Origin of the sequence: Burkholderia sp. ZZQ-2 (assembly GCF_050768715.1) — a bacterium.
GTDB classification, from domain to species: Bacteria; Pseudomonadota; Gammaproteobacteria; order Burkholderiales; family Burkholderiaceae; genus Burkholderia; species Burkholderia cepacia.
On the sequence record NZ_LDVA01000019.1, the window covers coordinates 1 to 639 of the forward strand.

Below are 639 nucleotides of genomic sequence, written 5' to 3' on the forward strand. Positions count from 1 at the left end.
GATGACGTCGCGCGAACGCACGCGAGCCGGCGACGCGTTGCGCGGCAGCTTCTGCAGGCCGACGCGTGCGGCCTCGCGGGCCTCGTCGGTGGCGTTCGGGTCGACCAGGGTCTTCTTCAGCTCGGCGCGACGCTCGGCGTAACGCTCGACGATGACCTTGCGCTGCTCGTTGCGAGCGATCTTGCTCTTCTTAGCCATTGATCAACGCTCCTCTCGGAATTCGACGTGCTGACGGATGACCGGGTCGTACTTCTTGAGCACGAGGCGGTCGGGGGTGTTGCGGCGGTTCTTCTTCGTCACGTACGTGTAACCCGTACCTGCCGTCGAACGCAGCTTGATGATCGGACGTACGTCCTGAGCCTTCTTGGCCATTAGAGCTTCACACCCTTCGCCTGGAGGTCCTTGACGACGTTCTCGATGCCACGGACGTCGATCACCTTGATGCCCTTGGCGGACACGTTGAGCGTGATCTTACGACCGAGCGACGGAACGAAATAAGTCTTCTTCTGCACGTTCGGGTCGAAGCGGCGCTTCGTCCGGCGGTGCGAGTGCGAGACGTTGTGACCGAAGCCGGGAACAGCTCCGGTCACCTGGCACACTGCTGCCATGATGGTGACTCCTTCTATACCGTGAGGCCGG

Annotated in this window: 2 protein-coding genes and 1 pseudogene; all 3 read right to left on the bottom strand. The window is 62.1% G+C overall.

Annotation, left to right across the window (positions count from 1 at the left end):
* A pseudogene (locus ABY44_RS00290) lies at window positions 1–198 on the bottom strand (30S ribosomal protein S14); the annotation flags it as partial.
* Window positions 199–201: 3 nt separating this feature from the next.
* On the bottom strand, window positions 202–372 hold the full coding sequence (rpmG, locus tag ABY44_RS00295; RefSeq protein WP_017203558.1) for a 50S ribosomal protein L33: 171 nt from the start codon (window positions 370–372) through the stop codon (window positions 202–204).
* A partial coding sequence (gene rpmB, locus ABY44_RS00300) for a 50S ribosomal protein L28 (RefSeq protein ID WP_431640705.1) occupies window positions 372–639 on the bottom strand: 268 nt, incomplete at its 5' end. The genes rpmB and rpmG, both read right to left, overlap by 1 nt.